Below are 18392 nucleotides of genomic sequence, written 5' to 3' on the forward strand. Positions count from 1 at the left end.
GCGCATCGCATTAATTATTGAAGCCACAGTTCGCGAAACGCGTACTGTGGCTTTTGTTTTTGGACCGCCTCCCCGCTCGGTCTTTCTGTCCGAATATTTCCATACCGAAATGAATGTAACGGCGCCTGACACTGCGCCGCTTCGCCGCAGGGCCGAACCATCGCGCATGGCTTGATACGTCGGCGTTAGAGGCTGAAACGGCCACCGCTCATCCGTCCCTAACATTGAAATGAGCGCTTACAAGTGCTCACGTCTTCCCGTAGTTCGCGCCGCTAAAGTTGCCCTCAAGCGTACGGCGTCCGATTCGAGCCTGAGATTGCAGGTCGAGGCCAATCGAGCACGGACGCTGGCTCGATACAAAACTTTTGACGGGAGGTCAGTATGAAAACCTTTAACAAGACATCGCGTTCGCTCATTGCAACCCTGCTTGCGGGCGGCGCGCTGCTCGCAGCGGGCAGCGCATTCGCCCAGGAACGGGTGGTGGAGAACGGTCCGGGACCGGCGGTCTACGGTCAGCCGCATATGATGCCGGTTGGCGTGTCGATCAACATCGGCTGGCATGGCGATCGTTACTACGACGGCCATCGCTACTGGGCTCATGACGACTGGATGCGCCATCATCCGCACGACTACGATCCGCATCATCACGGCGACCATCGTCCGCCGCAGCATTACTGATCCGCGCGTGACGCCGCCGCGTAACGCGGCGTGAAGCCGGCACCAGCAAGCAGGCACCAAGCAGGCGTGAAGCAAACAAGGCCGGTCCTTCCTCGCGGAAGACCGGCCTTGTCACGTTCAGCCTTGCAAATCCGCGCGCTGCGCTATGCTTCAAAGCTTTCGACGGCAGCAGGAGAGCGGCGTGGACAAGGCAGTGATAGGCGTAGTGGGCACGGGATTGATGGGCGTCGGTATTGCGACGCAAAGTGCATTGCACGGACACAGGACGCTCGTCCACGACGTGGATCCGGCGCGTCTGGCGAGCGTCGCGTCGAAAGCGCAAGCCGTGCTCGACGAACTGATCGATGTCGGGCGTATCGACCGGGCGGCGAGCCAGGCAGCGCTGGCTCGCATCGAAACCCATGCGCAACTTGACGTGATGGCGTCGGCGCAATTCGTGATCGAGGCAATTCCCGAAGTACTCGAACTGAAGCATCGCCTGTATGCGGCGCTGACCGGGTTGCTGACTGACGACGCAATTCTCGCGAGCAACACCAGCGGCTTCCCGCCCGATCAACTGGTCGCGCCGTTGCGCGCGAAAGAGCGCTTCGTGATCGCGCATTTCTGGAACCCGCCGCACATGATTCCGCTCGTCGAAGTCGTGCCGGGCACTGCGACCGCGCCGGAAGTGACGCAGCAGACCGCCGCGTTGATGAGCGCGATCGGCATGGAGCCGGTGGTGCTGGCGAAGGCGATTCCGGGTTTCGTCGGCAACCGGTTGCAGTTCGCGGTACTGCGGGAGGCGTTGAATATCGTCCGCTCCGGCGCGGCGACGCCCGACGTGGTCGATCGGGTGATGAAGGCGTCGCTCGGCCGTCGCTGGGGGATCGTCGGACCGTTCGAGGGCGCGGACATGGGCGGCCTCGACACCTTCCTCGATATCTCCTCGCATCTGATGCCGGAACTGGCCAAAGACGAAGGTGTGCTCGACTTGTTACGCGAGCAGGTCGATGCAGGGCGGGTCGGCGTGCGCAGCGGCGCCGGCTTTTACGAATGGGACGATGCGCATCTGGCGCAGGTGAAGGAAGGGCGCAGGCGCGTGATCAGTCGCGGTTAATGAGCGATCGCGGCGAAGGCGGCTGATATGACCGACGCGGACGAGGCTTCATGTGCAACGACACGAGGAAATGCTTCGCGGTCAGTGCAAGCAGAGCGGCGGCCGCCGCTCTGCGGTATAAATGCCATCTAGCCAAAATCCGCAAAGCCAACCCATCTCCATGTCCCACTACTTCTACGATCCCGCCACCGGCCACGGCCTTGCGCACGATCCGTTCAAAGCCATCGTCGCCCCGCGTCTGATCGGCTGGATTTCGTCGCGCGATACCGAAGGCACCTTGAACCTCGCGCCGTACAGTTTCTTCGGCGCGTTCGCCACCTTCCCGCCGATCATCGGTTTTTGCAGCGAAGGTCATAAGGACAGCGTCACCAACATCGAAGCCACCGGCGAATTTGTCTGGAACCTCGCCACCAAACCGCTCGCCGAGCAGATGAATCGTTCGTCGGCGCCGGTCCCGCCGTCTGTCGATGAGTTCGAACTCGCCGGCCTCACGCCTGCGCCGGGCCGCAACGTTGCCGTGCCGCACGTCGCCGAATCGCCGGCCGCGCTCGAATGCAAACTGCTGCAAGTGGTGCGTCTGCACACGCTCGACGGCACGCCGATGGATAACTACCTGTCGCTCGGCCAGGTGGTCGGCGTCCACATCAACGAGGCGTATCTGAAAGACGGCCTGTTCGACACTCACGCCGCGCAGCCGATCATGCGCGCCGGGTACCGCGCTGACTACGCGGAAATCGGCGACATGTTCCAGATGTTCCGCCCGAGCGTATAAGCGCCGCCGCGTTTGAAAACACGTCGCGCCGTGCAAGGCGGCGCGGCGTTCACCGCATCGCCGCTGAATCGCGCGAAACCGCAGCCCGCACACTGGCCCGCTTGATGCTTGCAACCGACGCTCCAACGCGTCGTTTTCAACTGCCGGCTCACTTCCAGGAGCGCGATCATGTCCACCGAATTCGCCACGCAATTCAGCCATGTCCGTCCGCAAGACACGTCCTACGAGGATCAGGGCTTACGCGACTTTTTTCTCTATCGTGATTTAGGCATTGCGCAGGCGACCGGCGGCAAGGTGCTCGCGCAACTCGTCAAGGCGAATCACGCACCAGAGCAAGGCACTGGTTGGCACCGTCATGAGGCCGATTTCCACATTGTGATCATGCTGAAGGGCTGGGCGCGTTTCATGTACGGCGACAAGGAGACGCTCGTCGCCGCCGGTGACTGCGTGCACCAGGCGCCGGGCATCGTCCACTATCTGTTCGATTACTCGGACGATATGGAGTACATCGAAATTGTCTCGCCGGCGGACTTCAAATCGATCGAAGTCGAAGGGCCATGTGACGTACCCGCGGTGACGCCGTGGAAGGGCGTCACCGCTTAGCGCAAGCAGCGCGTCTGCGTGCGCGCGCAGCGCGAACATCACGCACGCCCCACGCACGCGGCCGTTTCGCTGGAAGGCGCTGAGCCGCCCCCGCGCGCGTTATGTCGCCGGTGGTCGCCTGCGCGGAGCGCGCGACGTCTGCGGTTTGATGGCAGCAGTTGAACCCGCACCCGACGCGGCGTCAGATTCGTTCGAACCGGCCGCCATCGCCGCATCCACTTCCACGTCGACCACCGCCGCCGCAGCGGGCGCTGCCGCCGTGACCGCGGCGGCCGTTGCCGCGGGCACCGGCCGGATCGTGTGCGCCCGCGAGCCCACCAGTACTGCGCGCGGTTCGTTGTCGTAAATCACGGCCCGCACGCGCGGATAGACCTGCCGTTCCCAGCGGTGTCCGTTGAATACCCCGTAATGCCCGACGCCGGTCTGCACGTGGTGCGTCTTCAGATACGGCCGCAACTTGTCGCACATATCCTGTGCCGCAAGCGTCTGCCCGACGGCGCAGATATCGTCCTTCTCGCCTTCCACCGTGAGCAACGCGGTGCGGCGAATCCTGGACGGCTCGACGAGGCGGCCCTTCACTTCGAGGGCATGCAACGGCAGCGCATGCCGCTGAAAAACCGTATCGACGGTCTCCAGATAGAAGTCGGCCGTCAGATCCATTGTCGCGAAGTATTCTTCGTAGAACGTGTGAATCGTGTCGGCCTTTGCCGGATCGCCTTTGGCGCGCTCGTAATACATCGTCTCAAACGAGTCGAGATGGCGGTTGAGATTCATCGCCATGAACGCGGTCAATTGCACGAAGCCCGGATACACGCGCCGGTGCGCACCCGCAAAACCGAACGGCACCGCGCTGATCAGATTCTGCTCGAACCACTCGATCGGCTTGCTCTTGGCGAGGTCGTTGACGCGCGTCGGGTTGATGCGAGTGTCGAGCGGGCCGGCCATCAGCGTCATGCTCGCCGGCTGCGCGGGATGATCGTCGGCGGCCATGAGCGCGACCGCGGCCAGCGCGGCGACGGTCGGCTGGCACACGGCCAGCAGATGCGCGCCGGGCCCCATCGTCTCGGTGAAGTCGATCACGTGCTGCACGAATTCGTCGAAGCCGAAGCGGCCCTGGCTCAAGGGCACGTCGCGCGGGTTATGCCAATCGGTGATGTAGACGTCGTGTTCGGCCAGCATCGTGCGCACAGTGCCACGCAGCAGCGTCGCAAAGTGGCCGGACATGGGCGCGATCACCAGCACGCGGGGCTGCGGCACCGACGGCTGGGTCTCCTTACGGAAATGCAGCAGCGAACAGAACGGCGTGTGCGCGGCAACTTCCTCGACGATCGCGACGGATTTGCCTTCCGTCACTACACTGTCGATGCCGAACGGCGGTCGCACGGGCGTGAGACCGGCGAGCGTCAACAACTCACAGGCGGCGCGGATCGAGCGTCCATGCGGTGTTTCGCCGAACGCGGGCCAGGCGTCGAGCGAGTGATTCATGAGAGCCGCACCGTGCCGCATCGGCAGCATCATGTCGGCGAAAGCCTGATATGTGGGATATGCGAACAGGTTCATAACCTTCGCACGAATGCTGAAGAGGAAGGAACCCAAATAGAGGCAAGTCATGTGCCAATCATGCATACGCACAGGCGCGGCCCTGACTGCACGTTGGCATAGCATTTGCGCGAGTGAAGTCAACGGGCCGAAATTGCCGCGCTTTGGTGCGCGCGCGCACGGCAACGTGCACGCACGGCGTCAGGCGTCGACCGAACGCCTCATCTGGAGGAGAATCGTATGGCGAATACCACGCTCACCATCAGCAGCAAGAATTATTCGTCGTGGTCGTTGCGCGGCTGGCTGTTGACCAAGTTCAGCGGCTTGCCTTTCGAAGAGATCGTCATGCCGATCGACGATCCCGCCGCACGCGCTGAACTGCTGTTGCTGTCACCGTCGATACTGGTGCCGTGTCTGTTTCACGACGGCATCAAGATCTGGGACACGCTGGCGATTGCGGAATATCTGAACGAACTGAAGCCGGACGCGAAACTGCTGCCCAGGGATATTCGCGCACGCGCGCATTGCCGCTCGATATGCGGCGAGATGCATTCGGGTTTCGGCTCCCTGCGCTCGGCCTTGCCGATGAACCTCAAAGCGCATTTCCCAGGCTTCAAGGTGTGGGCGCGTGCTCAATCGGACATTGATCGGATCGTGGCGATCTGGAGCGATTGCCTGAAGCAGTACGGCGGCCCGTTTCTGTTTGGCGAGCGGACCACGGCGGACGCGATGTATGCGCCGGTGGTGACGCGTTTCGTCACCTACGACGTCAAACTCGATCCGGAAATTGTCGAATACGGACAGCGGATCATGGCGCTGCCCGAGATGCAGGAATGGATCGCCGACGCGCAACAGGAAGTGGAAGAGATCGACGAACTGGACGTCGAGTTCTGAAGCGGGCGCGTTGAACAAGCGCGGCGTGCAGACGGCTGGCGGCGGTGCGCGCCGCGCCAAGCAGCACCGCGCCCGCAATGGCCGTTAGCCATTAATCAAACTCAATCGCGCCCGCTTTCCAGCTTGAACACACTGACCACCTGTGCGAGACGCGCGGCCTGATCGCGTAACTCCGCTGCCGCCAGTTCCGCCTCGCCGACAATCGTAGCGTTCTGCTGCGTTGCTTCGCCGATCTGCGTGACGGCGAGATTGACCTGTTCGATGCCGCCCGACTGCTCGCGCGAGGCGACGCTAATTTCGCCCATGATCGCGCGCACCTGGCCGACCTGTTGAACGATGCCCTGCATCGTCGAGCTGGCTTCTTCGGCGATCCGGAAACCGCTTTGCACGGTCGCCGTGGAAGTCGCGATCAGGCTTTCGATCTCCTTGACTGAGGCCGCGCTGCGTTGCGCCAGCGCGCGCACTTCCGATGCCACCACCGCGAAGCCCTTGCCGTGTTCGCCGGCCCGCGCCGCTTCCACGGCGGCGTTCAGCGCAAGGATATTGGTCTGGAAGGCGATGCCTTCGATCACGGACGTGATCTCCGCGATCTTCTGCGACGAGCGGCTGATCTCGCCCATTGTCGAGACCACACGTTCGACCGCACGGCCGCCTTCGAGCGCGGCGTCGGCGGCGCGTGTGACGAGCGTGTTGGCTTGCGCGGCGTGGTCGGCGTTCTGCTGCACGGTCGAGGTGATCTCTTCCATGCTGGCCGCCGTTTCCTCGAGGCTGCTCGCCTGCGTGGCGATCCGCGCGGCGATATTGCCGCTGCCGGTGGCGATCTTCTCGGTGCCGTGGGACATATCCGCCGACGCGTTGCGCACTTGCGAAACAATGCGCGCGAGTCCTTCGCCGATGCCGTCGATCGACTGCATCAGGCGGCCGATTTCATCGGCGCGCGCGTTTGTGCCGTTTGCCACGCGCACGCTCAGATCGCCCGAGGCGAAACGCTCGGACGCCTTGGCGGCTTCCTCGAGCGGTCGGCTCACGAGGCGCCGCACCGCAATCAGGAACACCACCGCGAACACGCCGACGAGGATGAAGCCGAGCAGCAGGAATTCATTGCGGGTGGCAACGACGTCGGCCATCACTTCGTCGCGCGGCGCGACACCGCCAACCAGCCATTGCCATTCCGGCACGGTAACGAACGAGACGAACTTGTCGCGCGCGCCGCGTTCGCCGAGGGTGGCGTCGGCCGAGCTGTATTCGAGCTGGCCGTCTTTCATGTCGAGCATCTGTTGATAAGGTGCGTTCGCGTTGTCGGCGTTCTGACCGGCCGCTGCCGGATGCACGATCAGCTTGCCGCGATCCGCGCCCTTCGACGCGTCGACGACGAAGTAGTAGCCGCTGTCACCGATCTTCAGATTGCGAATGCCGTCTTCGACCGACTGGATTTCCTCGTCCACATTGACGCCGACGAACAGCGCGCCGATCACGCGGCCGCTCGCGTCGGTGATCGGCCGGTATTGCGTGATCAAACGTTTGCCAAAGAGCGCGGCAAGTCCCGTATAGGATCTGTTCGCGAGGAGCAGCGCATAGGCCGGTGCCTTGCGATCGAGCAACGTGCCGATGGCGCGCGAGCCGTCCTGTTTCTTCAGCGAAGTCGTGACGCGCACGAAGTCGTCGCCGTTGCGCGCGAAGACGGTGGCGACCGCGCCGCTGCGTTCGAGAAACAGATCGGGAATGGAAAAGTCCATGTTCAGGACTTTGTCGCCCGCCTTGATGGTCGGCGTGGCGACACCGCCGATGTCGACCTTCTGGGTCTCGTCGAGCGTATAGCCGGTGGGCAGGAAACTCGCAAACAGCGACATCGAGCGGTCGACTTCGTTCGACAAAGCCTTGTCGAACAGTTTGATCATCGCGGCGATCGAACGGTCTTTATCCGCGATGCGTTCGAGCACCTGGCCGCTGATCTGCGTGCCGGCGGTGCGGGTGAGTGCCCACGTGAACGCGGCGAAGATCAACGCCACCAGCACGCACGAAAGAATGGCGAGCCGCGCGCCGACGCTGGCGCGGCGCAAAGAGAGAAATTCCATGGGCGATTGCGGAGTAAGAGAGCACGAGCGGGATGCATGGGCCATGCGTGGGCATGGCCGGCATCGATGGCTGGTTTACGGCTGCTGCGTCCGTCTTCTTTAGCAATCTGAAAGCATTTCGTAATGACCGTGCCGTCCGCGGGGTGTTTCCGCGCGCACTCGCTTAGCGTCCCGGACCATTCTGCGCACCGCGCCAGGTGCGCAGCAGCAGCGCATTGGTGACCACGCTGACGCTCGAAAAAGCCATCGCCGCGCCGGCGAGCATCGGGTTTAGCAAGCCGAAGGCGGCCAGCGGAATGCCGATCAGGTTGTAGACGAAGGCCCAGAACAGGTTCTGCCGGATCTTGCGCCATGTTCTGCGCGAGATGTCGATGGCGTCGGCCACCAGCGCCGGATCGCCGCGCATCAGCGTGATGCCGGCCGCGTGCATGGCGACGTCGGTGCCGGTCGCCATCGCGATGCCGATGTCGGCGGCGGCGAGCGCGGGAGCGTCGTTGATGCCGTCGCCCGCCATTGCCACAATGCCGGCGCTGCGAATTTTCAGGTCGCGGATGACGCGGGCTTTGTCTTCGGGCAGCACTTCCGCATGGAATTCGTCGATGCCGAGCGCCCGGGCGACGCTCGCCGCGCTGCCGCGGTTGTCGCCGGTGACCAGCACGCTCGTAACGCCCATTTGCGCCAGCCGCTCGACGGCCGCGCGCGCTGTCGGTTTGACGGTGTCGCCGAAAGCGATCAATGCCAGTGCTGCCGGCGCTTGCGGGGCGCGCTGCATGAGCCAGGAAACCGTGTTGCCGGCGGCTTCGAGCTCGCGGGCCCGCGCGGCGAATTCGGGCGGCAATTCAATGCCGAGTTCGCCGAGCCAGCGTCCGCTGCCCAACGCGAGGGTGCGGCCGTCGACGTCCGCTTCGACGCCCCGGCCCGCCACGGCGCGCGCGGCGCTGGCGTGCAGCGCACGCGTTTGAGTGGGCGAGGCAACGGTTTCGCCAATTGCCGCAGGCATGTCGGCGGCCTCTGTCGCTGCCGCTTCGTACGCCTTGACCACCGCGCGCGCCAGCGGGTGCTCGCTGTTGCGCTGCACCGCCGCGGCAAGTTCCAGCGCCTCGTCGCGGCTGATGCCGCCGATCGGCTCGAACGCCGTCACCGACGGCTGGCCGAGCGTCAGCGTGCCGGTCTTGTCGAACGCGACTATCGTCACCCGATGGGCGGTTTCCAATGCCTCGGCGTCCTTGATCAGCACACCGCGCCGCGCGGCGACGCCGGTGCCGGCCATGATGGCCGCCGGCGTGGCCAGTCCGAGCGCGCATGGGCAGGCGATCACCAGCACGGCGACCGCGTTCAGAATCGCCGTTTCACCGCCCGCGCCGGCGATCAGCCAGCCGACCAGCGTGAGCGCGGCGATGGCGAGGATCGCCGGCACGAAGATTTCGCTGACCCGGTCCACCAGGCGCTGGATCGGCGCCTTCTCGGCCTGCGCGCTTTCCACGAGGCGGATGATGCGCGCAAGTGTCGTCTCCGCGCCGATCGCCGTGGTCGTCACGGCAATCGCGCCTTCGCCGTTGATCGAGCCGGCGGTGACTGCGTCGGCTACCTGCTTCGGCACCGGCAGGCTTTCGCCGGTGATCAGGGATTCGTCGATATGCGTGCGGCCTTCGAGCACCGCGCCGTCGACCGGCACGCGCTCGCCGGGGCGCACGATCACGATCGTGCCGACCCGCACTTGCGCGAGCGGCACGTCGCGTTCGTCCGCGCCGACCCGAATGCGCGCGCGGTCGGGGCGCAGCGCGTTGAGGGCACGGATGGCGTCCGTGGTCTGGCGCTTGGCGCGCGCTTCGAGCCACTTGCCGAAGCGCACCAGCGTGATCACGACCGCCGACGCTTCGAAATACAGATGCATCATGTCGCCGGGATGGGTCGCCAGTTCGTAGACGCTGATGCCATACGCCGCCGACGTGCCGAGCGCCACTAGCAAGTCCATGTTGCCGGCGCCGGCTCGCACGGCGCGAAAGGCCGCGCGATAGAAGCGCGCGCCGAATACGAACTGCACGACCGAAGCGAGCGCGAATTGCAGCCAGGGCGACAGCATTGCGTGGAAACCGAACCATTCGCCGACCATTGGGCCGATGAGCGGCAGCGTCAGCACGGCGGAGGCGAGCACGGCTGCCAGTTCGCGGCGGGTCTGGTCGCGCTTGCGGTTGGCGGGGGCCGACTCGGCGTCGGCAGCGGCGGGTGTGTCCGGCGGCGCGACCAGGGTCGCTTCATAGCCCGCTTTCCTGACGGCGGCGATCAGCGCGTCCGGGCCGGCGGCCGCGCCGTCCAGATCGACGGTCGCCGTTTCGGTCGCGAGATTCACCGACGCGCTCACGACGCCCGGCACTTTGGAGAGCGCCTTTTCGACGCGCATCGCGCACGAGGCGCAAGTCATGCCGCCGATGTCGAGTTCGGCGGTGTGGGCGGAAGTGTCGGCGGCGTCCGCGGGGCGCAGGGCGGTGGCAAGTTCGGTCATGGCAGGCAGGGCTCGTCGCGGCAGCAGGCCGCATCATGAGGCCAGTATTGACCTTCCCATGATGGGAAGGTCAAGAGTGAATTGCAGGATTGCCTCAAAGCGACCGATGCATGGGCAAAGTGCCGCTCAGAAAGCCGGCGGCGCGTCCAGCATGGCCTGGCCGACGGCCTGCTGTTCATCACCCGGGCGCGCCAGCAAGGTTTCCGCCGCGCCGCGACGGTCGGCCGCAGCCTTGTTCTGGCCGAGCTTCCACTTTCCGACCAGCCGCGTCACCTCGATCTCGATGCCGACGATCGCGCCGAGCATCTGCGCGATGAAGTCGGCGGGCGCATCGCCCATCTTCCACGGCACCGGTTCGCCGGCTTCCATCTTGCGGGTCAGGCGCGCGACGAGGCCGCGCACGAACGACTCGTCGTCGCGCACGACGATCCGGCCGTGCGCATGCACCACCATATAGTTATAAGTCGGCACCTGCCGATGCGCTTCATGCTTGCCCGGATACCAGTTCGGCGAGATATACGCGGACGGGCCCTGGAAGATCACGAGCGCTTCGGGGTTCGCTCCGGCTTCCTGCCATACCGGGTTGGCGCGGGCGACGTGAGCGCGCAGGATGCCGTGAGTCTCACCCGAGGCCGCATCGGACTTGTCCCCCGCAGGCGGCACTTCGAATTCGAACGGCAAATGATTCGCATCGAGCCCGTTCGGCCCGTTGGTAATCAGTGCGCCGAAAGGCTGCTCGGCGATCAGGCGGTGGAGAACCTCTGGACGGTTCTCTTCGAAATGGGCGGGCATGTACATGAAACGCTCCGGATACGAGAGGACGAAAGAGCAGCGATGAAAAATCGCCCAAGGCGTGGGGCGCCGGGCCGGATGTAATAAAAAAACGTCAACCGTACCGCGAAAAGGCCGTGCGCGCGCCCGAACCGGCGCTATTGCTGCCTTTGCGCTTGCCTGGTGAGCAAGGATACGATACAACCCGATGTTGTCGGCATCGCGAACCGCGGACTGGATGCGTTGGGCTTTGGGAGGCCGCGCAAGCAGGGTTCGTAGCGCACCGGCGTCTCCCTTAGGACCGCACGTTCCGCCACCTGAACGAATGATAAAAAATCGCCGAGAGTTGTTTTCGATTCACTGGACCTGCGCATCGCTCGCAGGCCTCGCATTTCTGGCCGGTTGCGCGTCGACTCCCACCGCGTCGCAGAAATCCACCGGCTGGATCAAGGATGAAGTCGCCGATTCGTATGTGTTCGGTTATCCGCTGGTGCTGATGGGCGTTGCGCGCGACGCGGCGGTCGGCACCGATCCGGGCCAGGCGCCACTCAATACGCTGCGCCACGCGCAGGCATTGCCGCCGATCGGCGCGGCCAATCCGATGCAGCCTAGTCTCGATACGTTCGATTCGACCGGCTGGCTGGACCTCGGCAGTGAACCGGTGATCGTATCTTTGCCCGATTCGCATGGCCGCTACGTCGACGCTCGCGTGCTCGACATGTGGACTAACGTGGTCTGGTCGACCAGTTCGCAGTTCGCCACTCGCGCGGCAGGCATCAAGGCGCAGACGATCGCCTTCGCGGGTCCGGGCTGGCAGGGAGAGTTGCCCAAGGGTGTGAAGCGCGTCGACGTGCCGACCCGCAACGCATGGGTGAGCGTGCGTATCCAGTCGAACGGCACGCGCGATCTGACAGCGGTCCGCAAGCTGCAGCGCGCCATTCGTGTCGCGCCGCTGAGCGTCTACGCGGGTGACACCCGTTCCGCGACGATCGCGCCGCCGCGCAGCAACGCCGCCGACGCCGCCGCGGCAGCAGCCGCTTCCGGCACGCCGGCCGCGCAAGTCGCGGCGCTCGACGCGAACGATTTCTTCAGCCGGCTCGCGCAGGCCTTGCCCGACAATCCGCCGACGCCGGCCGATCCGCATGCGCTCAAATTCCTCTCGGACCTCGGCGTGACGCCCGGCGAACCGGTCAAGCTGCCGAAGGCGCCGGAAGCCATTACGGCGGGCCTTGCCGATGGCCATGATCGCGTGGTCACGCCGCCGTCCAATCTGCTGACCGGCAACGGCTGGAGCTGGTTCGGCGACGGCGTGGGCACCTACGGTCCCGACTACGCGCTGCGCGCCTATGCGGCTTACGCGCAACCGGGCATCGGCACGAAAGACGACGAAGTTCGCGCGGTCGTCACCCAGGACAGCGACGGTCATGCGCTCAACGGCGCAAACCGTTACGTGATCCACTTCGCGCCGAATCAGTTGCCGCCGGTGCGCGGCTTCTGGTCGATCACCGCGTACACGAAAGACGGCGCCTTGGGCGAGAGCGCGCCGGCGCGTCTGGCGGTCGGCGACCGCAATGGCGCACGCCGCAATCGCGACGGCTCGCTCGACGTGACCGTGTCGTCCACTCGCAGCAAGAGCGGCAACTGGCTGCCGGCGCCGCGTGCCGATCTGAAACTCGTGCTGCGTCTGTACGCCCCCAAGCCGCAAGCCACCGACGGCAGCTGGCAACCGCCGGCCGTCGTGCGTCAGTGATTGCTGCGTGTCGCTGACATGACAGCGGTGCTTCAGTAACGACCCGGAAACGAATCGGGCAAAAGTATCGGGCAAACATCGGGCAAAGCATGTCCGCCACTTCATCGCGGCGGACATGCGGCGCTATCGCGCAGGGGAATGTGTAAGCCTCGCCTTACATTTATATCCCGCGAAAGATTCACGACTTATACTGCCGCTTGCGGGATTTTCGTTTTCGCGGCGGGCTTGCCGCCGCATTACCCAATACCGAGCATGGCAAGCCTCAATAAAGCATCACTAGCCTCGTCCATGCAGACCGTGCGCGATGTCGCGCAGTCACGCCGCACCCGGCGTGTCATCACCGGCCTGCTGATCTTCCTTGTAGTGTTCGGTCTACTCGGCTTCTTTGCGGCGCCGCCGCTGATTCGCCACGTTGCCGAGCAACAGCTCAGCAAACAGCTCGACCGCCCTGCCACGATTGGCCGCATTGCGCTCAATCCGTACACGCTCCGGCTCGAAGCCGACCGTGTGCATATCGGCGAGCGCGGCGGCGCGGGCGACTTCGTGGACATTTCGCGGCTCATCGTGCAGCCGTCATGGAGTTCGCTGTTTCGCGCGGCACCGATCATCGATCAGGTGCAGCTCGATTCGCCGCGCTTTCATATTGTTCGCTACGATGCGCAACGCTTCAATTTCACGGACCTGATCGAGAAATTCTCGAAGCAGCCGGCCAAGCCGGATAGCAAGCCGACGCTGTTCTCCGTATCGAATATTCGCGTTGAAAACGGCCAGATCACGTTCGACGACAAGCTACTCGGCGCCACGCACGTGATCGATCAATGGAAGCTCGGCATTCCGTTCATTGCCACGCTGCCTTCGAAAACCAATATCTTCGTCGAGCCGCTGCTGCGTGCGCGGATCGACGGCAGTCCGCTTGCCATCGATGGCAAGACCAAGCCGTTTGCCGCGTCGCGCGAGTCGGAAGTGTCGTTGCGCTTCGACGGGCTCGATGTGCCGCGTCTCATGTCCTACGTGCCGACCAAACTGCCGGTGATCGTGCAGTCCGGCAAACTGTCCACGGATCTCAAGCTCAACTTCGTGGTCTCCAACGACGCGCCTTCGCTGCGCGTGGCGGGCACCGTCGATCTGAACGACGTGGACGTGCAGGATCAAGGCAAGACGCCGTTCTTCGCGGCGCGCGCGGTGCATGTGGCCGCCGCCACGCTCGAACCGTTCAGGAACCTCTATCACTTCGACGAGATCCGTATCGACGCGCCGACCGCCAATCTCGCGCGCGATAAAGACGGCGTGCTGAGCGTCGAGAAGATGTTCGCGCCCGGGCCGGCCGCGGCGCAACCGGCTGCGAGCGCGCCGGTTGCCGCATCAGCCGCCAATGCCGCGGCAAAGGCGGCGCCGCCGCTGGACCCTCGCGATCAAACGCTTCGTGCTCAATGACGGCACCGTCAATGTTCGCGACAACGCCGCCTCGCGGCCTGTCGATGCCGGCCTGCAAAAACTGGCCGTGACGCTGACCGATTTTTCGACGCTTGCCGCGGCACCCGCGCACTACACGCTGAACACCGATCTCAAGGACAGCGGAGGGTCACTCGGTGTGGCCGGCGCGTTCGGCCTGGCTGCGAAGACGGCGAGCGCGAAGCTCGATCTGAAGTCGGTGAAGTTGCCGTTGCTGCAACCCTATATCGACACCGCGACCGTGGCGCAAGTCACGGACGGCGCGCTTTCCGCCACCGCCAATGTCGGTGCGAACTGGTCGAAGTCGCCGGTAGCGGTGATGGTCACTGATTCGCAACTGGACCTGCAATCGCTGAAGGTCGCGACGCGCAGCAGCAAGGATCCGCTGATCTCGCTCGCGCAAGGCAGCGTGAAGCTCAAGCAGGTGGACGTGGCGGCGCGCAGCGCCGAGATCGCCAGCATCGACACGACCGGCCTCGCGATCGACGCCCAACGCTTGAAAGACGGCAGCATCAACCTCGCGGCGCTCGGCGGGCAGCACGAGGTCGCACCGCAGCGTACGGCGATCCACGCGGTGAAGAAGGCGCAGGCTGAAGGGCCCGCGTGGCACTACAAGATCGGCGAACTGGTCCTGAAAGATGCCACCGCCAACTTCACGGACAACACCACGCCGCAGCCGGTGAAGCTGAACATCACGCCGCTGCAACTGAAGGTGCAGAACATCAGCGACGACCTGAGCCGTCCGCTGCCCGTCGACCTGCAGGCCACGCTGAACAGGAAGGGCACGCTCGGCGTCAAGGGCGACGTGACGGCGACGCCGCTCAAGGTGGCCGTCAAGGTGAATGCCAACCGGCTCGACGCGGCGGCTTTCGAACCGTACTTCGGCGGCAAGCTGAATGCGGTGATCGCGAGCGCGCTGCTCAATGCGAACGGCGACCTCGCGCTGAGCCAGGCCAAGTCGCTGAAAGCAACGTATCGCGGCGACATGGCGCTCGTCGATGTCCGCATGCTCGACAAGGCGACCTCGGATCCGTTCGCGGGTTGGGGTTCGCTCGCGTTGTCCAACCTGAAGGCCGATTACGACGAGCATGGCACGGTGGTCGATGCGGGCCGCGTCACGTTCACGAAGTTCTATGGGCGCGTGTTGCTCGACGCGCAGGGCAAGCTCAACCTGAACGATGTGGTCGCGCACGAAACCGGTGCCGCGCAATCGCTGACGCGCGACAAGAGCGGTGCGGACCCCGTGTCGCTGACGCCGCAGTCGGCATCCACGGTCGCCGCCGCATCCGCACCCGTGCCGGCGTCGGCCTCCGCCGCCACGGTTACGGCTGCCACGGCGCCGCAAAGCCCGGTCAAGCTGCACTTCGGTCAACTGGTGCTGCAACAGGGTCGCGTGACGTACACGGACAATTTCATCAAGCCGAACTACACGGCGAACCTGGTCGGCATTCAGGGCACCGTCGGTGCGTTCGGCACGCAATCCACCACCGCCGCGCCGGTCGACATTGCCGCTAAACTGGCCGCCAACGGTCCGCTGTCGATTCGCGGCACGATCAATCCGCTGATTGCGAAGCCGGCGCTCGATCTCACGGCGGTCGCGCACGATATCGAACTGACCAATCTCACGCCGTATTCGGCGAAATATGCCGGCTATCCGATCACCAAGGGCAAGCTGAACGTCGATCTGCACTACACGCTCGAAAACGATCAACTGAACGCGAACAATCACATTTTCATCGATCAGCTCACGTTCGGCGATCACGTCGAAAACGATACGGCGACCAAGCTGCCCGTGCGCCTCGCGATCTCGCTGCTGAAGAATTCGCGTGGTGAAATCGATGTGAACCTGCCGGTGTCGGGCTCGCTGTCGAATCCCGAGTTCAGTATTGGCGGCCTGATCTGGCATGCAGTGCTCAATCTGCTGCAGAAGGCGGTGACCGCGCCGTTCTCGCTGATCGCCAACGCATTCGGCGGCAGTGGCGAGGAACTGGGTTATGTGGAGTTCGAGCCAGGCTCGGCGAAACTCACGGACGCCGACACCCGGAAGCTCGACACGATCGTGAAGGCGTTGGCCGACAAACCGTCGATCCGCATGGACCTGATTGGCCGTGTCGATCCAGCCGTCGACGAGCCCGCCTTGCGCACCGGCTATGTCGAGCGCCTCGTCAAGCAGCAGAAGATCAAGGACGTGGTGGGCAATGGCGAGAGCGTCGATCTGTCGACCGTCACGGTTGATCCAAAGGAGTACGACAAGTATCTGAGCAAGGCCTACAAGTCGGCGGACTTCAAGAAGCCGCGCAATTTTGTCGGCTTGACGAAGAGCTTGCCGGACGACGAGATGAAGAGTGCGCTCGCCGCCAACGCACCGATCGACGACGCCAGTCTGCGCCAGCTCGCACAACAGCGCGCGCAGAGCGTGCAGCAGTATCTGGACGGCAAGATCGACAGCAGCCGCGTGTTTATCGTCGCACCGAAACTGAATGCCGACGGCATCAAGGACAAGGGTGCAACGACGCGTGTGGACTTCGGGTTGAAGTGAGCGACCCGGAAGTCGAGCGCGTAGTCGCCGGTCGCCGCTATTCGCGGCGGTGGCGCTCAAGCGGCGCGTGTCGGCGCCTTCAGTGCGGTTTGCTCGATCACGCGCGCGAGTGTGTCGAACGCGGGACCGATCTTGTCGTTCGGCACGCACGCATAGCCGAGCAGCAGTCCGCGCCGCGCGGGCGTATCGCTGCTGTAGTAGCTCGCGAGCGGGCGCACGATCACGCCGGCATCGTAAGCGGCGGCCGTCACCGCGCGATCGTTCGCGTGATCCGGCAGGCCGAGCACGAGATGCAGGCCGGCTTCGTCGCCCATCACCGGCAACTCGGTGCCGAAACGCGCGGTGATGGCGTCGATCAGAATCTGCCGGCGTTCGCCGTACAGCGCGCGCATGCGCCGCACGTGCGAGGTGAGATGGCCGTCCATGATGAAGTCGGTCATCACCGCTTGCTGCATCAACTGACCCTCACGGTATAACTCGGCAACGCCCGTGCGGAACGTGTCGACCAGATGTTCCGGCGCGATCATGTAGCCGATCCGCAAACCCGGAAACAGCATCTTCCCCAGGCTGCCGACGTAGATCACCTGGCCGGCGTCGTCGAGTCCTTGCAGCGAGGCGAGCGGACGGCTGCCGTAACGGAACTCGCTATCGTAGTCGTCCTCAATGATCCACACGTTGTGCTGGCGCGCGTATTCGAGCAGCGTGCGGCGGCGCGCGAGGCTCATCACCATGCCGAGCGGATATTGATGCGACGGCGTGACGAGCGCGAGCCGTGGCGGCTGTTGCAGATCCTGTTCGCGCGGATTCAGGCCTTCGTCGTCCACCGGCACCGGCACCAGGGTGATCCCGGACGATTGCAGCACACTGCGCGCGCCCCAATAGCAGGGTTCTTCGACCCACGCACGGTCGCCGACATCGGTCAACAAACGCACGGCGAGATCGATGGATTGGTGAATACCCGTGGTGATGATGATCTGATCCGGCGTGCAATTCACCGAGCGCGCCACGCGCAAATAATCCGACAACGCCCGCCGCAATGGCCGATAGCCGCCGCCGGGTGCGTAGGTGAGCAGGTCGGGATTGGCTTCCTTCCACAAACGCGCCTGCAGGCGGCTCCACGTGCGCGCCGGGAATTCCGCGACGTCGGGCACGCCCGGCATGAATGCGCCCCATTGCTTGGCGGAAACGCCGGCGGTATCGATCAGACGGCGTCCGCGAGTCGAGAGGTCGCCCAGATCGCGTTTCGGCCGCCTGGTGGTTTCAATGGCCGCGTCGGCATCTGTTTCGACGCCGCCCACCACCACTGGCTTCTTGCGCGCATTCACGGCGGCCGTGTCCGGCCGCGTGTCGGCGACATAAGTGCCGCTGCCGGTGGTCGAAATGACGTAGCCTTCAGCGGTCAACTGGTCGTAGACGTGCAGCACCGTGTTGCGCGCAATGCCGAGGTCTTCGGCGAGCGTGCGCGAACTGGGCAGCTTGGTGCCCGGCGGCAGCTGGCCGGTCAGGATGGCCTGCTGCATGAGCCGCAACGTCTGTCTGTAGACCGGTTCAGCGGCCGAGCGATCGAGCCGCGCGGCAAGCCAATCCGACAAGATCACGGTGTCCAAGTGGTTCTATCCGGAATAATGAAATGGTTCCATATTGTAGAACCGTAACGGTCTATAGTGGTCCACGCAATGGATGCAATCCCGCTGCTTTGCACGGGAGTTAGCCGGACCGC

The 18392-nt window shown here is 64.3% G+C and carries 11 protein-coding genes and 1 pseudogene; 7 read left to right on the top strand and 5 right to left on the bottom strand.

Going from position 1 to position 18392, the window contains the following annotated elements:
- Positions 1 to 381 precede the first annotated feature (381 nt).
- The 4 genes from PDMSB3_RS20775 to PDMSB3_RS20790 all read left to right on the top strand — a co-directional run bounded on the left by PDMSB3_RS20775 (position 382) and on the right by PDMSB3_RS20790 (position 3149).
- Positions 382 to 678: a hypothetical protein gene (locus PDMSB3_RS20775; RefSeq protein WP_007178730.1), complete on the top strand. Its 297-nt coding sequence runs from the start codon at positions 382 to 384 to the stop codon at positions 676 to 678.
- A 145-nt stretch (positions 679 to 823) separates the two neighbouring features.
- Positions 824 to 1774 (top strand): 3-hydroxyacyl-CoA dehydrogenase family protein, encoded by a 951-nt coding sequence (locus PDMSB3_RS20780; protein ID WP_197740260.1) that lies wholly within the window; start codon positions 824 to 826, stop codon positions 1772 to 1774.
- 160 nt (positions 1775 to 1934) lie between these two features.
- Complete coding sequence (locus PDMSB3_RS20785) at positions 1935 to 2546, top strand: flavin reductase family protein (protein WP_007178732.1); 612 nt, start codon at positions 1935 to 1937, stop codon at positions 2544 to 2546.
- Between the two features lie 168 nt (positions 2547 to 2714).
- Positions 2715 to 3149: a cupin domain-containing protein gene (locus PDMSB3_RS20790; protein WP_007178733.1), complete on the top strand. Its 435-nt coding sequence runs from the start codon at positions 2715 to 2717 to the stop codon at positions 3147 to 3149.
- Between the two features lie 99 nt (positions 3150 to 3248).
- Here PDMSB3_RS20790 and PDMSB3_RS20795 read toward each other — a convergent pair whose 3' ends face one another.
- The gene (locus PDMSB3_RS20795; protein ID WP_035516887.1) at positions 3249 to 4709 is read right to left on the bottom strand and encodes a polyhydroxyalkanoate depolymerase; all 1461 of its coding nucleotides are present in this window, start codon (positions 4707 to 4709) and stop codon (positions 3249 to 3251) included.
- Between the two features lie 219 nt (positions 4710 to 4928).
- Here PDMSB3_RS20795 and PDMSB3_RS20800 point away from each other — a divergent pair, with 219 nt between their 5' ends.
- Entirely contained in the window at positions 4929 to 5582 is a 654-nt protein-coding gene (locus tag PDMSB3_RS20800) for a glutathione S-transferase family protein (protein ID WP_007178735.1), read from the top strand.
- 101 nt (positions 5583 to 5683) lie between these two features.
- Here the strand turns inward: PDMSB3_RS20800 and PDMSB3_RS20805 are convergent, their stop codons facing one another.
- From PDMSB3_RS20805 to PDMSB3_RS20815, 3 genes are all read right to left on the bottom strand, one after another.
- Complete coding sequence (locus tag PDMSB3_RS20805) at positions 5684 to 7657, bottom strand: methyl-accepting chemotaxis protein (protein WP_165187575.1); 1974 nt, start codon at positions 7655 to 7657, stop codon at positions 5684 to 5686.
- 163 nt (positions 7658 to 7820) lie between these two features.
- Entirely contained in the window at positions 7821 to 10160 is a 2340-nt protein-coding gene (locus tag PDMSB3_RS20810) for a heavy metal translocating P-type ATPase (RefSeq protein WP_197740261.1), read from the bottom strand.
- Positions 10161 to 10286: 126 nt separating this feature from the next.
- The gene (locus PDMSB3_RS20815; RefSeq protein ID WP_165187577.1) at positions 10287 to 10958 is read right to left on the bottom strand and encodes an FMN-binding negative transcriptional regulator; all 672 of its coding nucleotides are present in this window, start codon (positions 10956 to 10958) and stop codon (positions 10287 to 10289) included.
- Between the two features lie 298 nt (positions 10959 to 11256).
- Between PDMSB3_RS20815 and PDMSB3_RS20820 the strand changes: the two genes are divergently transcribed.
- Positions 11257 to 12681: a DUF1254 domain-containing protein gene (locus PDMSB3_RS20820; RefSeq protein WP_007178739.1), complete on the top strand. Its 1425-nt coding sequence runs from the start codon at positions 11257 to 11259 to the stop codon at positions 12679 to 12681.
- Positions 12682 to 12933: 252 nt separating this feature from the next.
- Positions 12934 to 16672: pseudogene (locus PDMSB3_RS20825) on the top strand (DUF748 domain-containing protein).
- 56 nt (positions 16673 to 16728) lie between these two features.
- Here the strand turns inward: PDMSB3_RS20825 and pdxR are convergent.
- The gene (gene pdxR, locus PDMSB3_RS20830) at positions 16729 to 18279 is read right to left on the bottom strand and encodes a MocR-like pyridoxine biosynthesis transcription factor PdxR (RefSeq protein ID WP_007178741.1); all 1551 of its coding nucleotides are present in this window, start codon (positions 18277 to 18279) and stop codon (positions 16729 to 16731) included.
- Between the last annotated feature and the right edge of the window lie 113 nt (positions 18280 to 18392).

The sequence above is a fragment of the Paraburkholderia dioscoreae genome, assembly GCF_902459535.1.
Lineage (GTDB): Bacteria > Pseudomonadota > Gammaproteobacteria > Burkholderiales > Burkholderiaceae > Paraburkholderia > Paraburkholderia dioscoreae.